Below are 18127 nucleotides of genomic sequence, written 5' to 3'. Positions count from 1 at the left end.
GTTGAGCCGGACATAATGTCCGGCAAAATGTCCGGCTCCTCCTTCAATGGGCAGGGACGCAACAACAGGATCTACGCAGCATGACCAAAACAAACACACTTCCAGATCGCGGAAAAAATACCCCGAAAAGTTTCCAGCCCTTGGAAACCGCCGACCGTCTGCCCAAAGGTTGGAAACGCGTTAGGCTGGGGGATATGTGCCGATTTATAAACGGGAAAGCATTCAAACCCTACGAATGGGATACTGAAGGACTCCCCATTATTCGGATTCAGAATCTAAATAATCCGAAGGCAACCTACAACTATTGGTCGGGGGCATTGGATCGTCAGGTTGTGGTTAATAAAGGAGATGTTCTTTTTGCATGGTCAGGAACGCCGGGAACATCATTCGGAGCCCATATTTGGGCTGGTGAAGATGGGGTTCTAAACCAACACATATTTAAGGTGCTCATAAACACGGATGTTATGACCGCAGAATGGTTTTTTTCAGCAGTCAATAATGCTTTGGAAGAAATCATATCCAAAGCTCACGGTGGAGTCGGGTTGCGGCATGTGAATAAGTCAGAGGTGGAGGCTTTAGAAATCCCTCTCCCGCCGTTAACGGAGCAGCAGCGGATTGCCGGGGTTTTGAAGGAGCAGATGGCAGCGATGGAAAAAGCGCGCGCTGCCGCCGAAGCCCAGTTCGAAGCCGCCCGCGCAATGCCCGCCGCCTATCTCCGCGAGGTTTTTGAATCCGAAGAGGCCAAAGGGTGGAAGGACGTTACTCTCGATGAGGCCGCCCGGCTTCTTCCGTCTAAATCGATTGCAAGCGATGGTGATGCCGAGGTTAATGCAGTTACATCAGCGTGCCTTACTGAATCTGGTTTTGACCCTGCGGGAATCAAGGTTGCTCGCATGCGGAGTTCCAGCGTGCCTCTCTGTATTTTGGAGGACAATGAGATTTTGATTGCGCGAAGCAATACTCCAGAACTGGTTGGACGCGTTTCGGTTTACAAAGGGGAACCAAAAGGGATCGTTGCGGCAGACCTTACGATTCGGATTATGGCATCGGATGCCACAAGTCCGGACTACCTCTCGATGTATCTTTCATACCTCTATCTGACCGGCTATTGGCGTGATCATGCTGGAGGTTCAAGCAGTACAATGAAAAAGATTACACGTACACAGATTTCAGCTCTTGAAATTCCCTTGCCGGATCATTCGCGACAAAAAATCATCGCAGATGTACTATTCGCCAAGATTGAGAGTGCACGCATCACTCTGGCAATTGTGCAGAAGGAGTTGGACGCAATAAACGCACTGCCCGGCGCGATCCTGCGCAAAGCATTTAATGGGGAACTTTGATTTATGGCTAAAAACGGAAAGAAGATGGAGACGCAGCGGTCGGTCGACCAGGAGGTCAAGGCGATCTGCGACATTATGCGGCGCGGAAACTGCGCCGGGGCGATGCAGTATGTGCCGGAGCTGACGTGGATTCTGTTCCTGCGTATCCTCGACGAGATGGAGGAGCAGGAGCGTCAGGCGGCGGAGGCGGTGGGCGCGGCGTTTGCGCCGTCGATCGAAGCGCCGTACCGCTGGTCCGACTGGGCCGCGCCGGGGTCTGAATTTAGGACAGAACTTTTCGAAAAGGGACAGGGCAATGTCTTTGCCTTTGTGAACGGCCCGGCCTATGGCGAGGACAATAAAACCAGTCTGCTGCCGTATCTCAAAAATCTGGAAAAACGGCCGAACGCCACGGCAAAGCAAAAGGTGATCAGCGAGGTGATCTCGGGCGTGGACCGCGTGCGCATCGACACCGAACGCAATTTTCTCGATGTGCTCGACAAGGTCGATGCCATCACGTCGGCGGCGATTGACGACACCCACGTGTTTACGCTGTCGCAGGTGTACGAAGGGCTGCTGCTGAAGATGGGCGAAAAGGGCAACGACGGCGGGCAGTTCTTTACGCCGCGCGAAGTGATCCGCGCCATCGTGCGCGTGATCGATCCATCCGTCGGCGAAACGATCTACGATCCCGGCTGCGGCACGGGCGGCTTCCTGGCGCAGGCGTTTGAATACATGACGGGGCCGAAGAACGAAAAGATTAAGTCGGCGGATGATCTATCCGTATTGAAGCGCGACACGTTCTGGGGACGGGAAAAGGACAACGTGGTCTATCCGATCGCACTGGCCAACCTGATTCTGCACGGCATCGACAAGCCGAACCTCTGGCACGGCAATACGTTGACCGACCAGGTGGGCTACGGCGGCCTGTTCGAAGGCGCACCGCCGCAGTTCGACGTGATTCTTTCCAACCCGCCCTTCGGCGGCAAAGAGGGCAAGGATGCGCAGAGCAAGTTCGACTACAAGACCGGCGCCACCCAGGTGTTGTTCCTTCAGCACGTCATTGCGAATCTCAAGAAGAAGGGGCGCTGCGGCATTGTGCTCGACGAAGGTCTGCTGTTCCGCACCAACGAGGATGCGTTTGTGAAAACCAAGCGCAAGTTGCTCGACGACTGCAACGTCTGGTGCATCGTGAGCCTGCCCGGAGGCGTCTTTACCTCGGCGGGGGCCGGCGTGAAAACCAATTTGGTGTTCTTCACCAAGGGCGAACGGACCAAGCGCATCTGGTACTACGACCTGACCGACATCAAGGTGCTCAAAAAGACGCCGCTGGTCTCAAAGCATTTTGATGAATTTTTCAAGCTGCTCCCGAAAAAGGAAGAGAGCGAACTGAGCTGGTTTGTCGATCTCGACGAACGCCGCAAAAAGGCTGCCGCCGAGGCCTCCCCGTTTAAGAAGGAGGCGGAACGCCACGCGCGCGCCGCCGCCCAATGGAACGAAAAGCTCAAAGAACTGAAGAAGGCAAAGCCAAAGAAGGCGCCTGCCATCGAGAAGGCCGAGGCAAAGCAGAAGGCCGAGGCGAAAGCCGCTCGCTTGGCGGCAGGAAAAGCCAAGGAGATCGAGGATGCCGTCTACGATCTAAAGGCGGTTAATCCCAACCGTAAGCCCGAGGTGGACACCCGAACGCCCGAAGATCTGCTCGACCTGATCGAGGCTAAAGGCCGCGAAATCGCCAAGGTTCTCTTCGCGCTCAGGCAATAGGGGAAGGCTTTTGCGTTCCCCGTTTAATTCCTGATTCTTGTTTCGCTGATCACTTTATCGATGGATACGTTGCCGGACCTTTCGGACAACGCGGTTACGAGCTCCAATATTCCCCCAGCGCCTTAAGCCTGCAAAGACGCATCGCCGGCATTATACACTAACACCACGGTGCCGCGATGGAGCAAGCGGTCGATGCCGCTGAACACGCCGTTCAGCGGCTTCATTAGCAGGGTGATCAGCTGGATCGGCACGGCAAAGAACACCGCGATGCGCTCCGGCATGTGCAGGGCGACGCGCTTCGGGGTCACTTCGCCAAAAACCAGCAGCAGCAGGGTGATGACCGGGACGGCAATGAAAATGCCATAGTGGGGGATGGCATGCTCGATCAGGGAATGCCCGAGGCTGGAAGCGGCAACATTGACCAGCGTATTGCCGATGAGAATGGCGGAAAGCAGTTGCGACGGACTCGACAGCAGCCGCTCAATTCGTCGGCCGGCGCCGGGTTTTGTTTCGCCAATGCGCCTTACCTGAAGGGGATCGAGCGAAAAAAGCGCCGACTCTGAACTTGAGAAGAATGCGGACAGGCACAGCAGGAGCAACATGCCGATTATTGATAAAATCGTAATCACTTGGTGGATCTCCCGACAACAGGTTCACAATGATCGCGAACCGTGGCGACATTAGAGCATCCTGCTAGATGCGGTGCGATCTAATTTTTCACCGTCAGGCAGGGAAAAAAACCACGGACATTGAATGAAACCGGAATCGGAGTTGCAGGAACACGGGAAATATTTACAATGCCATAAACAGAGAATGACATCTGCTCTCTAAACCCGGTCCGGCTGCCGTACTCTGAAAAAGATCCAGCACCTACAAAGGACGTTATGGGCAAAGCAAACATTAACATGACTTTCGATATTGAGGAGCTTTCGTCGCTCTTCGAAAAAAGCAACAGCCTGGATGACTTCCTGCAGGCCGCCGTGAGTGTGGTGGCCTATCACATGCGGGCGGCGGTCTGCTCCATCTATAGCTACGACGAAGCAAGCCGCATGCTGACGTTGCGCGCGTCGCAGGGTCTGAACAGGAACGCCATCGGCAAACTTCAGCTTCCCCTTGGGCAAGGGCTGGTTGGCCGCACTTTGAAGGAACTGTGCTCGGTCTGCGTGGGCTGCGTCTCGGATAGCTCGGATTCGCTGTCCATCGAGGGCCTTGGGGAAGAAAGATACAAGGCGTTTATGGCCGTGCCGATCCGGCGCCAGCTGACGCGGGTGGGCGTGTTGGTGGTTCAAGATGTCCAGCCCGACTATTTTGACAAGACCGATGAACAGGTGCTGGAAACCATTGCGGTCCAGCTGGCCGCCGTCATCGAAAATGCCGATCTGCTGATGGGATTGCATCGGAAAAAGGACACCCTGGAACCGGCGCGTGCGAAAGCGGCTTCCGGGCTGGTGAAAGGCCGCCCGGCCAGCGATGGCGTGGCGTGCGGGAAGGCCCGGCTGCTGGTCTCGGGACGGGCCGGCCGCTTCCGGGTGCCGGAGACCATGCCCGCAACCCTGACAATGGAAGATTTCGACCGCGCCCTGGCGGAGAGCGAGCGGCAGCTGCAGAAGATGCAGTTCGATGCGGGCGAGGCGCTCTCCGATGTGGCTCAGCTGATTTTCAACGCTCATCTTTTGATCCTGGCCGATGAAGAGTTTACCGGGGGCATCCGCCGGCAGATCCAGCAAGGCACCCCGCCCGTCGATGCGCTGGTCGCTACCGTGAACCAATATGTCGATATTTTTTCAGCCAGCTCCAATCCGCGTCTGAAGGAAAAAGAACACGATCTGAAGGATCTCGGCCATCGGCTGCTCGAAAACCTGGTCGGCGGCGGCCGGGCGCATGTGGACTACAGCGGGCAGATCATCCTGGCGGATACGCTGCTGCCGTCGGACGTGCTGAAGCTCGCAACCGAAAAGGCGGAAGGATTTATTATACAGGGCGGCATAACCGCCCATATTGCAATTATCTGCCGGTCGCTCCACAAGCCAATGGTCATGGTCGATCCCGAAGTGTTTGGACTGATTCCGGAAAACTGGGAATTGCTGATCGACGGCACGCAGGGGACGGTTTTCATCAAACCTTCAAGTGAGGTGCTCGCGAAGTATGAAGAGCTGCGCCAGGCGGCCTCCATGCAAGAAACCTCGCCGGCGGTCAAGGCGGAAACCCGCACGGCGGACGGCACCTCCATTCATCTGTTTGCCAACATCAATTTGCTGAGCGACCTGGAGTTGGCGAACAAATTCCGAGTGGAGGGGGTTGGGCTGTACCGCAGCGAATTCCCCTTTCTCATCCGCGACACCTTTCCCATGGAAGAGGAGCAATACCAGATATACCGCCGCATCGTCGAGGCAATGGACGGGCGCGAGGTGACATTCCGCACGCTGGATATCGGCGGCGACAAGCTGGTTGCACATCTGGGCGAAGTCGAGGAGGACAATCCCTTCCTTGGGTTGCGCGGAATCCGTTTCCTGCTACAAAACAAGGATATCTTTTCTGAACAGATCTGCGCCATGCTTCGCGCTGGCTCCGGCGGCAATACGCGCATCATGTTCCCGCTGATTTCCTCCGTCGATGAATTTGTTGAGGCGCGGGAACTGGTCCAAAATTGCATGAAGGTGCTGGACGGGCGCGGCGAGGTCTACAACCACGAGACAAAACTGGGAATCATGGTGGAGCTTCCATCAGCAGTTGCGCAGGCGGAGGATTTCGCACGCGTAGTGGATTTCATGTCCATTGGAACCAATGACCTCATTCAATATATGCTCGCGGTCGACCGGACCAATGCCATGGTCTCCCGGCTCTACCTATCGTACCATCCGGCGATCCTGCGCGCGATCGAACTCGTGGCCGCCGCGGGGCGGAAACACCAAACCGATGTTTCCATCTGCGGCGATATTGCCCGCGATCCGAAAATGATCCCGTTCCTGCTCGGCGTCGGAATCACAAAGCTCAGCATTGCACCGCGCCGGATGCCGGACATCCAGCAGGCGGCGGAAGCAGTCAACATGGATGAGGCGGTCTGCACCGCTCTCCAAATGCTCAAATTCAGCCGGATTTCCGAGGTCGAGGCCTTTCTGGAGGGTAGAAGTATCAGGTGAAAAAACATATTCTCGAACGCTATCGCCGCGATGGTGAAGGAAAGCTGGTTGTCGATATTGCAGCGTCGAAGGTAAGCGATCTATACGATGACTTCGACAAGCATGCGCCGTTTGTCAAAAAGGAGCTGGACTACGATCTCGTCGAATACCTGATCGATTCCGTCACCGAGCTGGGACGAGAATCCTTCGGCGTCTGTTTCACGTTTGGCTCTCCCATTGACAACGGGCTTGAATTGCGCGTGCAGAAAAGCATCAAAAACTATTTCGGCTACCTGCTGGAAACGAACAGGCGCGAAGTCATGAAGACGCTACGCTCGTCCGTTATCCTGCTTTCGCTCGGGGCGCTTATGCTGGCGGTCTCCATCTATCTCAACCTTAGGTTCGACCTCGACGATGCCGTCGTTGAGGGGGTGATGGCCGAGGGGTTGGTGATTGCCGCATGGGTATCGGTCTGGGAAGGATTGGCCGGCGTGCTTCTGAATCTTCCGCCGCTGTTGCGCACCCGGCGGGTTTATCACCGGCTCTCTTCGACTGATCTGCAATTCCAAACCGAGGCCTGATTCTGAAAGGCATAATTAGCTGACGACGGGAGGTTCTTCGCTTTCCACCGTGTCCGTTTCCGGATCGAAGGCATCCTGAAAGTTTTCAATCGATTCCGCGGCTTCCGAGGTTTGGGAAAATTTGGCGATGTGAAAAATGGCTTCGCCTTCGTGTACGAGCGGGAGCCGGGTTCGGCCGATCACAATCCCCGCCACGGAACTTTTCACCACCTCTTCGTGCCCGCCGGACGGATCGCTGATGAAAGCCAGTTCGTCGCCGACCGAAACCCTCGCCCCCAGAGCGACCAGTGAGCGGGCGACGCCGCTTTGCGAAGCGCGTACCCATTGCGAGCTTTTTGCGATTAATGGTTGATGTTCCTTTCGGCGAGCACGCTTGCGGGTCATGCCCAGATGGGACAGAATATTGAGTATTCCAACAACCCCGGCGCGGATGGAAACCTCATCGAACCGAAGCGCCTCGCCAGCTTCGTAGACCAGTGAGGGTACGCCCAGATCATGCGCCGCCTTGCGGAAGGTGCCTTCGCGCAGGCCAGAAGCTAGCACCACCGGCGCATTGAATGCCTTGGCCAGCTCTATCAGCTCCTGGTTGCCGTTGAGTGTTGCCCTGATCTGAGGAAGGTTTTCGCGGGCGATGGCGCCGGTGTGAAGGTCAATCACGTGGGTACAATGCGGCATGATCTCGGACATAAGCACATTGGCCAACCGGGCAGCCATCGATCCTTTGGGCGAGCCGGGAAAAGATCGGTTCAGGTCGCGCCGGTCAGGCAGATAACGCGACTGCGCAACAAAACCGAATACATTAACCACGGGGATCAGAATCAAGGTTCCCTTAATCCGCTCCAGCGATTTATGGCCGAGCAGCCTCCGGATGATTTCCACTCCGTTGATTTCGTCCCCATGCACCGCCGACGTGACCAGCAGGCAGGGCCCGGGATTGCGTCCATGCACGATATGAATCGGCATGGTAGTGGGGGCATAGGTGTAGAACTCGGGGAGCGACAGATGAATCAGTTGCCGGGTACCTGCCTTGATTTCATGTCCACCAATCATGATGGCCGGCTGCATGGCTTAACCTTTCCCCTTGGTTTTAGTGTTGCCTGGTTTTGCATTTTTTTCAATGTGCTCTATAATTAATCCAGCAATATCTTTACCTGTGGAAGTCTCGATACCTTCCAGTCCCGGGCTGGAATTCACTTCCATCACAACCGGTCCGTGATTGGAACGAAGCAGGTCGACTCCTGCCAGGTTGAGTCCCATGATTTTTGCGGCGCGCACGGCCGTGGAGCGTTCTTCCGGGGTAATACGGATCAGGGATGCGCTGCCTCCACGATGAAGGTTGGATCGGAATTCACCCGCGGCCGCCTGCCGTTTCATCGATGCAACCACCTTGCCTCCTACCACGAGGCAGCGGATGTCTGCTCCACCGGCTTCTTTGATATATTCCTGCACTAGAATATTGGCCTTCACGCCCATGAATCCTTCAATCACACTTTCGGCAGCCTTCTGGGTTTCGGCCAAAACCACGCCGATCCCCTGCGTGCCTTCCAGCAGTTTGACCACCAGGGGCGCACCGCCAACCATCTTGATCATATCCTTGATGTCGTCCGGCTTGTTGGCAAACCCGGTCAATGGAAGCCCGATGCCTTTGCGCGAAAGCAGCTGCAGGGAGCGCAGTTTGTCGCGAGATCGTGTAATCGCGACCGATTCGTTCAACGGATAGACACCCATCATTTCAAACTGGCGGAGTACGGATGCACCATAAAACGTCACGGACGCGCCGATGCGGGGAATCACGGCATCGATCCCTTCGATAGGTTCTCCCTTGTAGTGAATGGTCGGTTTATGAGAAGCAATGTTCATGTAGGCCCGAAGCACGTCGATGATCTGTACTTCATGCCCCTTTGCCTCCGCAGTCTCTTTGAGTCGGCGCGTTGAATAAAGTTTTGCATTTCGGGATAGTATCGCAATTTTCATGATGTTTTCCTTTTTCAAACAAGACCGTACAGCGTTTTGGCCTTGAGTATTCCGTTGAGGTAGGAAGCCGCAGGATCAACGAGCGTATTTTCTTCCATGGCGCGCCGCCCAAGCAGCATGCGAAAACGCATGGAGTCTCGGTTGGTCAGCGACATCTCAATCAGTCGGCTCTTATCGCCAATTAATACCGTAGTATCAATAATATAGCGTAGCTCTTTATGCCCCCCCGAATCGCTCACGGTTCGTTCATCTTTCACGGCGGCTGTGCATTCAAGAATCAGCTCTTCGTTTTTCTGCAGCGGGTGGACTTTGAAGCGCACGAAACCAACGCCGTCTTCTCGGTATGGCTCGATGCAGAAGGTATGCAGACAGGAAGTTTTTGCTCCTGTATCAACCTTGGCCTTGATGGCCGGTATTCCAATTTCAGGAAGGGCGCACCATTCTCTCCATCCCAGTTTTAGCGTTTCATTCATTGGTTATCCTTGAATCATATAATGTACGCCAGCTAGTTCACTCATGAGGCAAAACCACCCCATGTATCGGGATTTTCGGCGTCGAAGTCGTAACGCTCCAATCACATGTGTTGCGAAATTGTATTTCATGCGTTAGAAGCATGTCAATAGCGACAACATTGCGTCCCGTTGGTTAATGGTACCGCACAAACCGGTGAATAAAATGAAAAAACACATTCTGGAAAGATACCGACGCGACAGCGGCGGGACGCTGGCCATCGACATTGCTGCCTCGAAGGTGAGCGACCTCTACGACGATTTCGACAAGCATGCGCCGTTTGTCAAAAAGGAACTCGATTATGATCTCGTGGAATACCTGATCGACTCCGTTCGGGAACTGCACCGCGAACCGTTCTCCGTAAACTTCATTTTCTCGGAAGCAACCACCCCGTCGCTGGAAAGCCGGGTATGCAAAAGCATACACAACTATTTTGGATACCTGCTTGAAACGAACAAACGTGAACTAATGCGGATGTTCCGCTCGTCCGTGATCCTGCTCGGTCTCGGTGCGTTCATGCTGACGGCGTCCATCTACCTCAACCTCAACTACGACCTCGACGATGCCGTGATCGAGGGGGTCATGGCGGAGGGACTCGTTATTGCAGCCTGGGTTTCGGTCTGGGAAGGGCTGGCCGCACTGTTGATGAACTGGCCGCCCTTGCTCCGAACCAGGCGCGTCTACCACCGGCTTTCTAGCGCAACCTATTCATTCAGCTGCAATCCGAAAGCGGAAACCTTCGCATAAGCACTGCAGACGGAACGGCTTTGCATGCCCAATTAATCTTTCCAACGCCGCGAAAATCTGGATACTCCGCGTCTTTGCAACTGAAGAGGATAGCCACTAAAGGGCGCAAAAAGCACAAAGACCCAAACCTCTTGTCTTCGTGCCTCTTGCGCCTCTTCGTGGCCATACACAACATGGCTTTACTTAGTTTACAGAACCTGCACAAGGCATTCGGCGGTCCGATGCTGCTCAACGACGCAACGCTGCAGATTGAGCGGGGCGAGCGCATCTGCCTGGTCGGGCGAAACGGCGAGGGCAAATCGACCCTGCTTAAAATCGTCAGCGGCTTCATCGAACCCGACTCCGGCGAAATTCTCCGTCAGCCCGGACTCAAGGTCCGTCGCCTGCGCCAAAATGTGCCGCACGAACAGGCCGGCACCGTCGAAGAGCTCGTTTTCCAAGGCTTGGACCCGAGCTTTACGAAGGAGGCTTCCTCCGAAGGAGGAAGCAATGACCAAAGGGAATGGCAACATCCGCACGACGACTATGTCTCCCACCAGGCAGCCGACAAAGCGATCTCGCTGGTCGGCCTTGAAAACGAGTGGCGCTTCAACGAGCTCTCCGGCGGGCAGAAACGCCGCGCCCTGCTGGCCCAAGCCCTCGTCTGCGAGCCGGACATCCTCGTACTGGACGAGCCGACCAACCACCTCGACATCGAATCCATCCAATGGCTGGAAAACTTTTTGGGGCGCTATCCCGGCACCATCCTGTTTGTAACGCATGACCGCGAGTTCCTGCGCAGACTGGCCACGCGCATTCTCGAGCTCGACCGCGGCAAGCTGCACTCATGGGCATGCGACTACGACACCTATCTCAAGCGCAAAGAAGCCCTGCTCGACGGTGAAGCCGAACAATGGGCCCAGTTCGATAAAAAGCTGGCGCAGGAAGAAGTCTGGATCCGCAAGGGCATCAAGGCGCGCCGCACCCGCAACGAAGGACGCGTCCGCGCGCTAGAACGAATGCGCGGCGACCGCGGCCAACGGCGCGAACGCACCGGCAACGTCAGCATGCAGGTGGTTGGAGCAGGCCTCTCTGGACGCAAAGTGATCACCGCAAAGAACATTTCGCACGACTATGACGGGCTTCCCCTCATTCTGGATATGGATGCGGAAATCATGCGAGGCGACAAGATCGGCATCATTGGCCCCAACGGCTGCGGCAAGACCACGCTCATTAAAATCCTGCTCGGACAGCTGCAACCGAAATGCGGCACCGTCGATCACGGCACCAAACTTGAAGTGGCCTATTTCGACCAGCACCGCGTGACGCTCGATGAAACAAAAACCGTTGCCGAAAACGTCAGCATGGATGAGTTCATCACCATCGGCGACAGCAAGAAGCATGTGCTTGGCTATCTGCAGGACTTTCTTTTCACGCCCGACCGCGCACGCCAAAAGGTTGCCGTCCTCTCCGGCGGGGAGCGCAACCGCCTGCTGCTGGCCAAGCTGTTCACCAAGGCATCCAATGTACTGGTGCTCGACGAGCCGACCAACGATCTCGACGTGGAAACGCTCGAACTGCTCGAAGAGCTGCTGGCCAACTATGAGGGCACGCTCCTGCTCGTCAGCCACGACCGTTCCTTCCTGAACAATGTCGTCAACAGCACCATGGTTTTCGAGGGCGACGGGAAAATCGGCGAATATGCCGGCGGGTATGATGATTGGCTGACGCAAAGGTCGAATGCCGAAAAGCCCAAAGCCAAAAGCCAGCAACCGGCCGAAAAGAAGAAAGCCACCCGCAAATTGAGCAATAAGGAACGGGAAGAGCTGAAAAACATGCCGAAACGCATCGAACAGCTCGAAGAGGAGCAGGAAGCGCTTCATACGGCCATGTCGGACCCCGGTTTCTACCAGAAAACAAAGGAAGAAATCGCCGCCGCGAACGCCCGCGCCGAGGCGATTCCCCACGAACTCGAAAAAAGTTTTGAACGCTGGGAGGAGTTAGAGGGTCTATGATCCCAAACCACGGAATCATCGGTTATCCGCCACCCCCCCTTTGGCGGATCCGATGAGGAAGTGTGGCACTTGGGACCACGAGGTCAGGTCACACTTCTCAACCGTGGTTTTTTTTGTGCCAATATGAAGGCGGTTATTCGTTAATAGTTATTGGTTATTTGGCTTCCCGAACTCGGTCGATAGCGTTTAACTGATAACCGTTAACTGAACCGAAGGTTCTCCATGAAACGGCTGATTTGGAACAAGCATACTAAGCTGGTGCTTAAGCACATAGCGGGTTGGTTCTGCATCGTGCTCGGCCTCATCATGTTCATCACGCCGGGCCAAGGCATTCTGACCGTCCTGATCGGCGTATTCCTGCTGGCCGACGAAGTCCCCATGTTTGGGAGGCTCAAAGACTGGATCCAGCACAAGTTCCCCAAAACCTCCGACTATGTCCACCGCAAGGGCGAGCAGCTAAGGGCCAAGTTCCACCACAAGGAAGGCTAAAGCGGATCACGATCGAGATGCCATAAATGGTAATGCCGGAACTTAGGGCGGAGCCCGTAGATCCGGCAATCCCGACCTTGGAAGCCGGATCCACGCCGCTTCGCAGCTGAGTTCCAGCTCAACCGTTAAATACTCTAAGAGTCATTTCCTGAGAATTTAAAACAAGACTCAAGCCTCCCGCTCCTTACTGAAAGTCGGCCTTGAACGCATCCTCGATATTGCCCGGAACCGCCATGATTTTCATGAACTCCGTCATGGTGAGCTGGGGAAAGCTGAGCGCCAAATAGTATTTGGCGTGAAGGATGTTGGCCTCGCCGTTTTCAATCAGCACCGTGTAGGGCAGCAAATGCGACCGGCCCATGGTATCGAGCTTTTCATTGAACTTTTCAATCTCTTTCGGCAAAGCAACGCCGCACAGCATGGACGAACCGTCTCCGGCCAGATCCAGTTTGAACACCACCCGATCCCCGGCGTTGGCTTCGAGCTTCTTCATCAGGTCGGGAGTCGTTCCCTTCGCTACGCGAACAAAGTCGTCATAATAGGGCATGCTCATCATAAAGTGATATTTAGCGAGCTTCTTCGTTTTGAGCTGGTCGGCCGTTGGGGTCAGCGTGCCCAGCGCCGACTGCAGCGCTTTCATCACCGGCTTTTCCATCCCCTCTTTGTAGTCTTTCTGGAAAAATGCGCGGATGAAATATTCCGGATTGGATGCAACCACTTCCTTCTTATCGGCATTGTGCATGATGCGCAGCACCGCAATAAAGCCGCGGTTCGGATTTTTAGCCAGCTTTTTCAGATCTTTGGACGTGTAGACCACCGAAGTGTATTTTTTGTTTCCGGCAACGGCATGCTTGCCAACCACCTCCAATCCATTGGCCGCCAGCTTTTGCTCCAGCGCTTCCAAAGGCAGATAGGCGGCCTTGAAATCCGTCGCCACTGTTTCCGCGGCCCAAGAAACCCCACACACACATAAAATTAATCCCAATACCCACATCCGCTTCAGCATTTCACTTCTCCTGTTAAAGTTGCTTGGTGCAGGTTGGCACACCCCGCTAAATTTATAAATATAAATATTATGGTGTTGTAATGTTTAGATGAAAAACCAACAGGTGGATCAGCAATTCAGCTCGCCGATGATACCGAGGCCCTTGAGGGTGAGCTTGGGATCGATGACCGCTTCGACGTCCCAGTCCTTGAAGATCCAGCCGGCATAGCCGCCGGTGCAGCAAACGGGCAGCTTCTCCACGCCAAAATCCATTTCCAGGGATTGGAGGATTTCGCGGACCATCCCGCGGTAACCGAGGCGCGCGCCAATCTGCATCGCCTGCTTGGTGCTGCGCCCCACCACTGCCTTGGTTTTGGAGGGCGCTACATGCGGGAGCAGCGCGGTTTTTTCGGCGAGGTAGTCGAACATCAACGGCAGTCCGGGGCAGATGATGCCGCCAATATAGCCGCGCGTCCCGTCAATCACATCGAAAGTCAGCGCCGTGCCAAAGTCGCACACCACCGATGGCGTGCCGAAAAGCTTAGCCGAAGCAGCGGCATTGGCCAGCCGGTCCGCGCCGATCTTTTCTGGCTTTGGATAATCGACCGGCACGCCCAGTTCCAGTTTATGCGAAACAAACAGAGGCACCGGCAAGCCAGCGGCCTTGCAGGCCTTTTTCCAGCGAGCATTCACCGGGGGCACCACCGATGCAATGACGACGGCAACCACCCGCTTGACCGTAATGAGCGGCAACACGTCGTCCAAGGATTTAAAGCGCGACTTGCACCGCCCCACCCCGGAAACCTTGCCTTTGCGGCAGTAGCCGATGGAAGTGCTCGTATTGCCGATATCTACAACTAAAATCGAATTCATCACTGCTACAGCTTATTGTTTGGCAGAATAATTTTCTCTGCGCCTGCATGTGGAAGGCATCAGTTAAATCATTCTGCCTATTTCCCGTACGCTAAGAATTATTTTCTAAACAAAATCCAGGGCGAGGTCGATGGAAGGGGCGGAGTGGGTTAGCGCCCCGACAGAAATGGCATCGACGCCGGTTTGGGCGATGTCGTAAACCGTGCTGAGATTGATCCCGCCGGAAGCTTCGGTTTTGCAGATGCCGACGCACAGCGCCACGCATTCGCGCAGGACGGGCGGAGGCATGTTGTCGAGCAGCACCCAGTCGGGCTTGGTTTCGAGCGACTCCCTAAGCTGCTCGATGGTATCAACTTCGACCTCGATCTTTAGCTCCGGATACATCTTGCGGGCGGCGGCGACGGCTTCGCCGACGCCGTTGCCGTGCGTGCGCTCCCACGAGGCCAGATGGTTGTCCTTGATGAGTACGGCGTCGAACAGCCCATAGCGGTGGTTCACCCCGCCTCCGCAACGCACGGAATATTTCTCGAACGGGCGGAGCAACGGCGTAGTCTTGCGCGTGCAGAGAATATCGACCTCCGGATTGGCGGCGGCTTTGACATAGGCGGCCGTAACCGTAGCCACGCCGCACATGCGCTGGATAAAATTGAGCGCAGTGCGCTCGGCGGTCAGGATGCTTTTGGCGGAACCCTTTATGACGAGGACGTTCGTCATGGCCTCAACGGCGGTTCCGTCGGCGACACACTCTTCAACTTCTAGCTCGGGATTGACCTGAAGGAACACCTCCTTGGCCACGGCGACGCCGGCGATGACGCACGCCTCGCGCGCCACCAGATGCGCCACGGCCTGCGCCTCCGGCGATACGAGCGACTCGGAAGTTACATCGACTCTGGATTCACCCAGATCTTCTTCCAGCGCCAGCGCGATAGATGTGCGAACTTCTTTGCGTTCAAAAATGTTTGGTAGATACACGTTTAATTCTCCCTAACTGACTTGCGTTTCCTTCATGCATGTTTTTCCTGATCCCATCAGAATGCTGAGTGGCTTCAGGCCTTCAATATTTTCACAGACAATCTTAATGGTGGCTACAATCGGCACAGACATTAGCGCCCCGACAATCCCCCACATCCACCCGAAAAAGACCAGCGAGAGCAGAATGACGACCGGACTCAGATTTAAGCTGTCGCCCAACAGTTTCGGTTCGATCACATTCCCCATAACCATTTGAATGGAGAGCAGCACGATCATGGTAAAAATGGGCATCCAGACAGAAGGATAGTATTGCACCGCAGCAAGTAGAATCGGAGGAATCGATGCGATAATGGATCCGATGCTCGGAACAAAATTCAGGAAGAAGGCCAGCGCACCCCAAGTGAGCGCAAACTCAACCTTAAGCAGCGTCAGCGCCAGCCAGACCAATACGCCCGTAGAGCCGCTGATGGCGAGCTTGACCGTCAGATACTGGCCGATCTGCTTGGAAATCGATACGGTAACCTCGGAAAAAATCGTGGCGCGGTCAGCGGGAAAGGCATGGGCGACCTTGTACTGGAAATAGGGCTTACCGAGCAGCATAAACACCAGGAAGATCAGGACCATCACCAGGTTTCCCGCAAAACTGGCGAGTGTTCCGGACGCGATAACCAATCGCTTGCCGATTTCCTGCGCCCAGTTGATATCTGCAAAAGCACCTTCCTGAACCTTCATGCGCTCCGAAAGATTATACATCAGGTCGTTATACATGGTCTGCAGCTGGTTTGCATATTTGGGGTATTCACCGATAAAATCCTGCGCCCGGCCAATCAGGAATATCCCGCCTAAATAGCAGACAAACAGCACCAGCATCAAAACGGTAAATACCGCCAGCCCAAGCGGAATCTTTTTCCGTACCAGAAAGGTGACGACCGGCCCGCAGATATAGGACAGCAACCACGCAATCATTAACGGAATCAATACGGTTTGCGCCGCCTTAAAGGCCGTCGCAATTGCAAATACCACCAGCACCGTCAGCAAACCGATCAGCAAATTGAATTTTTTCATATGAACTTTTTCCTGTGAAATAGGGGGCTATAGATAAACCACATCCCCCCGGATTGGAAGTGGATTTGACGAGGGAAACGTCTGGAATGCGGTGGCAACCAACGGGCGACACCGCTTTTGCATCCGAACCGGCCTCGTCTATCGGAAAGCGGTGCGGCGCTTCCTCCTTCGCTAAAGCTGCGGCGGACAAGGTGCATCCCTCCGCACTCCAAATTTTTCTGCGCAGCAATAACAACCCCACGGTCGGCTAAAAAGCGGAATCACGCCTCACTCATCACACATCAAAATGTCCCCATCCCGGTCGTTTCCATCAGCCAGGCGCGGAGGCGGCGACGGGGGGAGCAGTCTTCGTAGGTTGCATATTCGGTCGTGTAGAACCGCCCGTCAGGATTCGACCACCAGCGATCAAACACGTCGCGGGCGCGTTGCAGGCTTTCGTGGTCGAAGGGTGCGGTGAGTGCCAGATCGCACTCGCAGTTAAAGTTGTCCATGTTCCGACGAGTATAGTTGCACGATCCAAGCAACAGCGTAGCGGTGACATCGGCGTGCTCAACAAAAAGCATCTTCACATGGCACTGCTCGCCATGCGTATCGGCCCAGCGCAACGGAATCCCGGCCTTCACCAACCGGGCCGCGCTCTGCCGATTGGGTATGCCGTTCTTGATGCGCCCGAACGCATCTTTTGCGGGATCGAGGATCACCCGCACCTCGCAGCCCCTTTTCTTGGAGGCGATGAAAGCCCGTACGACATCCTTATCTGAAAGATAGAACATCGAAAGGTCAATCCGCGCACCCTGCCCCGCGTCGTACAGCAGGCTCAAAACCCGCTCCTTAATCTTCCGCTCGGTAAGCAGCTCCAGCCTGTGGCCATCGGGCAGGGACGGATCGCCGAGCCGTCCGTCCGCTTGATCAGGCCCTCGGCTCGCCCGGCGGTCGAGCCCTACCTCCAGTGGCAGGAAACGTTCTGCCCCAGACAAGCTCAGAATGGCCGACTCCGCCTCGCACGCCATTGCCATGCCGGATCCATCGACGCGCAAGGCCGTGTTCCAGTGCGCGCTGCTGGCGCTGTGCGGATTGGCGCTGGCCACCAGCAGCGACTTTTCGGTGACGACCACCTTGCGGTGGTTGGCTTTGAAATTCAGCAGCGTCAGCATACTCCGCATGGAGATGCGCCCCGCTCCCATGGGATTCTTTAGCGCATTTCCCGGACCGGCTCCCCACGGCTTGGCTAACAAACACCACGGCTTGGAAATGATGGGGTTGCTGTCGCGCAGCCGATCCAAATTGGTCCAGACCACTTTAACGCCGGCCTTTTCCAAGGCTTGGAAATGCGGCGATTCGACTGATCCGTATACCGTGTTGACCGGATCTGAAATAAATACCACCTCAACCTTGGGATTCAATTTGCGTTTTGCCGCTAACTTGTCGGTCAGTTCTTGGCTAAGGGGGCGCATGCCCGGGCCTGGCTCATAGAGGAAATCGTTAAGGAGAAAAAGGTCGAGCAGGATAAACCGCTCCGCCTCGTCGATGATTTTAAAAACCTCGTCGAAGATTTCCTGCTTCATATGGCGAACACCGGAGGCATTGGCCCAGGTTTCGTCCACAAGCAGCCGGACGTTTTCCGCCGTTGTTTCAGCGGAAAATGCCAGCCCCAGCCTTTCAGCCGAAGATGTGGATAAGGTAGTCAAGCGCATGCGCCATCTCCAAAGATTGGAAACAGCCTATCCGGTTTCCG

17 protein-coding genes are annotated in these 18127 nt (G+C 55.3%); 8 read left to right on the top strand and 9 right to left on the bottom strand.

Annotation, left to right across the window (positions count from 1 at the left end):
* The first annotated feature begins 80 nt into the window (after positions 1 to 80).
* Both SCARR_RS00860 and SCARR_RS00855 read left to right on the top strand, forming a co-directional pair.
* On the top strand, positions 81 to 1343 hold the full coding sequence (locus SCARR_RS00860; protein WP_136059650.1) for a restriction endonuclease subunit S: 1263 nt from the start codon (positions 81 to 83) through the stop codon (positions 1341 to 1343).
* Between the two features lie 3 nt (positions 1344 to 1346).
* A complete protein-coding gene (locus SCARR_RS00855) occupies positions 1347 to 3083 on the top strand; it encodes a class I SAM-dependent DNA methyltransferase (protein WP_136059649.1) in 1737 nt (578 codons plus the stop codon).
* Positions 3084 to 3205: 122 nt separating this feature from the next.
* On the opposite strand, the gene SCARR_RS00850 is transcribed toward SCARR_RS00855, so the two are convergent.
* A complete protein-coding gene (locus tag SCARR_RS00850; protein WP_136059648.1) occupies positions 3206 to 3712 on the bottom strand; it encodes a DUF21 domain-containing protein in 507 nt (168 codons plus the stop codon).
* Between the two features lie 255 nt (positions 3713 to 3967).
* On the opposite strand from SCARR_RS00850, the gene ptsP reads away from it, so the two are divergent.
* A complete protein-coding gene (gene ptsP / locus SCARR_RS00845) occupies positions 3968 to 6223 on the top strand; it encodes a phosphoenolpyruvate--protein phosphotransferase (RefSeq protein WP_136059647.1) in 2256 nt (751 codons plus the stop codon).
* Complete coding sequence (locus tag SCARR_RS00840) at positions 6220 to 6783, top strand: hypothetical protein (protein WP_136059646.1); 564 nt, start codon at positions 6220 to 6222, stop codon at positions 6781 to 6783. The genes ptsP and SCARR_RS00840 overlap by 4 nt, the downstream gene beginning before the upstream one ends.
* A 15-nt stretch (positions 6784 to 6798) precedes the next feature.
* Here SCARR_RS00840 and SCARR_RS00835 read toward each other — a convergent pair whose 3' ends face one another.
* Genes SCARR_RS00835 through SCARR_RS00825 form a run of 3 tightly spaced genes read right to left on the bottom strand, consistent with a single transcriptional unit; the run spans position 6799 to position 9230 of the window.
* Positions 6799 to 7848 (bottom strand): succinylglutamate desuccinylase/aspartoacylase family protein, encoded by a 1050-nt coding sequence (locus SCARR_RS00835; RefSeq protein ID WP_136059645.1) that lies wholly within the window; start codon positions 7846 to 7848, stop codon positions 6799 to 6801.
* A gap of 3 nt (positions 7849 to 7851) precedes the next feature.
* Entirely contained in the window at positions 7852 to 8757 is a 906-nt protein-coding gene (gene rimK / locus SCARR_RS00830; protein WP_136059644.1) for a 30S ribosomal protein S6--L-glutamate ligase, read from the bottom strand.
* 14 nt (positions 8758 to 8771) lie between these two features.
* Entirely contained in the window at positions 8772 to 9230 is a 459-nt protein-coding gene (locus tag SCARR_RS00825; RefSeq protein WP_136059643.1) for an ATP-dependent zinc protease family protein, read from the bottom strand.
* Positions 9231 to 9432: 202 nt separating this feature from the next.
* On the opposite strand from SCARR_RS00825, the gene SCARR_RS00820 reads away from it, so the two are divergent.
* From SCARR_RS00820 to SCARR_RS00810, 3 genes are all read left to right on the top strand, one after another.
* Positions 9433 to 10014: a TetR/AcrR family transcriptional regulator gene (locus tag SCARR_RS00820; RefSeq protein WP_136059642.1), complete on the top strand. Its 582-nt coding sequence runs from the start codon at positions 9433 to 9435 to the stop codon at positions 10012 to 10014.
* A 173-nt stretch (positions 10015 to 10187) separates the two neighbouring features.
* Positions 10188 to 12008: an ATP-binding cassette domain-containing protein gene (locus SCARR_RS00815; RefSeq protein ID WP_136059641.1), complete on the top strand. Its 1821-nt coding sequence runs from the start codon at positions 10188 to 10190 to the stop codon at positions 12006 to 12008.
* Between the two features lie 222 nt (positions 12009 to 12230).
* Positions 12231 to 12497, top strand: a complete 267-nt coding sequence (locus SCARR_RS00810; protein ID WP_136059640.1) for a PGPGW domain-containing protein — start codon at positions 12231 to 12233, stop codon at positions 12495 to 12497.
* A gap of 184 nt (positions 12498 to 12681) precedes the next feature.
* Here the strand turns inward: SCARR_RS00810 and SCARR_RS00805 are convergent, their stop codons facing one another.
* The 4 genes from SCARR_RS00805 to SCARR_RS00790 form a co-directional block, all read right to left on the bottom strand.
* Positions 12682 to 13503: a hypothetical protein gene (locus SCARR_RS00805; protein WP_136059639.1), complete on the bottom strand. Its 822-nt coding sequence runs from the start codon at positions 13501 to 13503 to the stop codon at positions 12682 to 12684.
* Between the two features lie 108 nt (positions 13504 to 13611).
* Positions 13612 to 14355 carry a type III pantothenate kinase gene (locus SCARR_RS00800; protein ID WP_136059638.1) on the bottom strand — a complete coding sequence of 248 codons (744 nt, stop codon included), beginning with the start codon at positions 14353 to 14355 and terminating at the stop codon, positions 13612 to 13614.
* Between the two features lie 105 nt (positions 14356 to 14460).
* Positions 14461 to 15327, bottom strand: a complete 867-nt coding sequence (gene nadC / locus SCARR_RS00795; protein WP_222846119.1) for a carboxylating nicotinate-nucleotide diphosphorylase — start codon at positions 15325 to 15327, stop codon at positions 14461 to 14463.
* A 12-nt stretch (positions 15328 to 15339) separates the two neighbouring features.
* Entirely contained in the window at positions 15340 to 16392 is a 1053-nt protein-coding gene (locus SCARR_RS00790; protein WP_136059637.1) for an AI-2E family transporter, read from the bottom strand.
* Between the two features lie 86 nt (positions 16393 to 16478).
* Here SCARR_RS00790 and SCARR_RS27985 point away from each other — a divergent pair, with 86 nt between their 5' ends.
* Positions 16479 to 16643 carry a hypothetical protein gene (locus SCARR_RS27985; protein WP_168432869.1) on the top strand — a complete coding sequence of 55 codons (165 nt, stop codon included), beginning with the start codon at positions 16479 to 16481 and terminating at the stop codon, positions 16641 to 16643.
* Between the two features lie 30 nt (positions 16644 to 16673).
* Here SCARR_RS27985 and SCARR_RS00785 read toward each other — a convergent pair whose 3' ends face one another.
* Complete coding sequence (locus SCARR_RS00785; RefSeq protein WP_136059636.1) at positions 16674 to 18086, bottom strand: phospholipase D-like domain-containing protein; 1413 nt, start codon at positions 18084 to 18086, stop codon at positions 16674 to 16676.
* Positions 18087 to 18127: the final 41 nt, after the last annotated feature.

The organism is Pontiella sulfatireligans (assembly GCF_900890705.1).
In the GTDB taxonomy this organism is placed as follows: Bacteria; Verrucomicrobiota; Kiritimatiellia; order Kiritimatiellales; family Pontiellaceae; genus Pontiella; species Pontiella sulfatireligans.
Note: the sequence above shows the minus strand (reverse complement) of the source record. Positions and strands in the feature narration are given on the sequence as shown.

Excerpts from the sequence above, each read along its gene's own strand:
- SCARR_RS00820 (WP_136059642.1), top strand. The coding sequence starts at position 9,433 with ATGAAAAAACACATTCTGGAAAGATACCGACGCGACAGCGGCGGGACG.
- rimK (WP_136059644.1), bottom strand. The coding sequence starts at position 8,757 with ATGAAAATTGCGATACTATCCCGAAATGCAAAACTTTATTCAACGCGC.
- SCARR_RS00855 (WP_136059649.1), top strand. The coding sequence starts at position 1,347 with ATGGCTAAAAACGGAAAGAAGATGGAGACGCAGCGGTCGGTCGACCAG.
- SCARR_RS27985 (WP_168432869.1), top strand. The coding sequence starts at position 16,479 with ATGCGGTGGCAACCAACGGGCGACACCGCTTTTGCATCCGAACCGGCC.
- ptsP (WP_136059647.1), top strand. The coding sequence starts at position 3,968 with ATGGGCAAAGCAAACATTAACATGACTTTCGATATTGAGGAGCTTTCG.
- SCARR_RS00785 (WP_136059636.1), bottom strand. The coding sequence starts at position 18,086 with ATGCGCTTGACTACCTTATCCACATCTTCGGCTGAAAGGCTGGGGCTG.
- SCARR_RS00790 (WP_136059637.1), bottom strand. The coding sequence starts at position 16,392 with ATGAAAAAATTCAATTTGCTGATCGGTTTGCTGACGGTGCTGGTGGTA.
- SCARR_RS00835 (WP_136059645.1), bottom strand. The coding sequence starts at position 7,848 with ATGCAGCCGGCCATCATGATTGGTGGACATGAAATCAAGGCAGGTACC.
- SCARR_RS00825 (WP_136059643.1), bottom strand. The coding sequence starts at position 9,230 with ATGAATGAAACGCTAAAACTGGGATGGAGAGAATGGTGCGCCCTTCCT.
- SCARR_RS00810 (WP_136059640.1), top strand. The coding sequence starts at position 12,231 with ATGAAACGGCTGATTTGGAACAAGCATACTAAGCTGGTGCTTAAGCAC.
- SCARR_RS00800 (WP_136059638.1), bottom strand. The coding sequence starts at position 14,355 with ATGAATTCGATTTTAGTTGTAGATATCGGCAATACGAGCACTTCCATC.
- SCARR_RS00860 (WP_136059650.1), top strand. The coding sequence starts at position 81 with ATGACCAAAACAAACACACTTCCAGATCGCGGAAAAAATACCCCGAAA.
- SCARR_RS00815 (WP_136059641.1), top strand. The coding sequence starts at position 10,188 with ATGGCTTTACTTAGTTTACAGAACCTGCACAAGGCATTCGGCGGTCCG.
- SCARR_RS00805 (WP_136059639.1), bottom strand. The coding sequence starts at position 13,503 with ATGCTGAAGCGGATGTGGGTATTGGGATTAATTTTATGTGTGTGTGGG.